The 1482-nt window shown below is 70.0% G+C and carries 1 protein-coding gene; it reads right to left on the bottom strand.

The window, feature by feature from the left end:
- Positions 1–81: 81 nt before the first annotated feature.
- Positions 82–1251 (bottom strand): cytochrome P450, encoded by a 1170-nt coding sequence (locus tag ABZ260_RS50975; RefSeq protein WP_355633170.1) that lies wholly within the window; start codon positions 1249–1251, stop codon positions 82–84.
- Positions 1252–1482 lie beyond the last annotated feature (231 nt).

Raw genomic sequence — 1482 nt, 5'->3', positions numbered from 1 at the left:
GCGTGTCACGCTCACCGGCCGGTGGGCGGCTCCTCGGACATCGCACGAGGCGGAAGGCGCTCCGGATACCTCGGTGGCGGTTCATCGGCGTGTCACGCTCATCGGCAGGTGGGCGAAGCCGCGTACGTTGGCGGAGTGCACCCGTTCCGCCGCGGCCAGGTCGATCTCGTAGCCGGTGATGTGCCGGGCCAGCTCGCTGAGCACCACCCGCGCCTCCAGCCGGGCCAGTGAGGCGCCCAGGCAGAAGTGGCCGCCGCGGCCGAAGCTGATCAGCTCGCTCGTGTCGCGGTCGAGGTCGTAGCGGTCGGGGCCGGGGAACACCCGCCCGTCGCGGTTGGCCGAGCCGACCAGGAGCAGCAGCCGGGAGCCGGCCGGCAGCCGCGTACCGTGCATCTCCACCTCGCCGGTGACGCGCCTGGCGAGCATCTGGGAGGAGGTGTCATAGCGAAGGGTCTCCTCCACCCACGGCCCGATCGCCCCGCCCAGCGCCTTGGCACCCTCCGCCGGGTTCAGGTACGCCCAGTACAGGGCGTTGGCGAGCAGCTTCGTGGTGGTCTCGTTGCCCGCGACCACCATCAGGAACAGGAACGCGATGATCTCCTCGTCGGTAAGCCGGTCACCGTCGATCTCCGCGTCCAGCAGGGCGCTGGTCAGGTCCTCGGTCCGGTGCGCGCGGCGTCGCGCGAGCATGTCGGAGTAGTAGACGACCAGATCCAGTGAGGCGGCCATGCCCTCCTGCGGCACGTCCTGCAGGCCGTCGTCGCGGTGCACCACCACGTCGGCCAGCCGTCGCAGCTCCTGCCGGTCGGCCTCGGGTACCCCCATCAGCTCGGAGATCACGTCCATCGGCACCCGCCCCGCGACGGCGGTGACCCAGTCGAACCGTCCGGACTCCAGCGCCGGCTCCAGGTACAGCCGGGTGATCTCCCTGATCCTCGGCTCCAGTGCGGCCACCCGGCGCGGGGTGAACCCCCGTGAGACCAGCGCCCGCATCCTGGTGTGCCGGGGCGGGTCCATGGCCAGGAAGGACATCGTCCGGTGCGCCTTCGGCCCCCACGCGGTGGGCTCCAGCGACACCCCGTACCCGTTGGAGTAGGTCGCGGTGTCCCTGAACGCGGCGCTCACGTCACCGTGCCGGGACAGTGCCCAGAAGTCCAGCTCCTCGTTGCGGTAGAGCGGCGCCTCCTCTCTGAGCCTGGCGTAGATCGGATACGGATCCTCATGAACCGCATAGTCATAAGGGCTGTACACGAGCTGTGTCGTCGGCGACGCTGCGCGTCGCGGTTCGGCCGCTCTTACCCGGCTCCTTCCCTCGTCGTTCATCCGCTTCGCTCTGTGTTGTCGGCGACGCTGGCGCGTCGCGGTTCGGCCGCTCTTACCCGGCTCCTTCCCTCGTCGTTCATCCGCTTCGCTCCTTCACTCCTCAGTCCAGTCCCCGGCGCGGCCTCACGGGTTGTCGGCGACGCTAACGCGTCGCGGTTC

This window comes from Streptosporangium sp. NPDC006013, from assembly GCF_040614275.1.
In the GTDB taxonomy this organism is placed as follows: Bacteria; Actinomycetota; Actinomycetes; order Streptosporangiales; family Streptosporangiaceae; genus Streptosporangium.
Note: the sequence above shows the minus strand (reverse complement) of the source record. Positions and strands in the feature narration are given on the sequence as shown.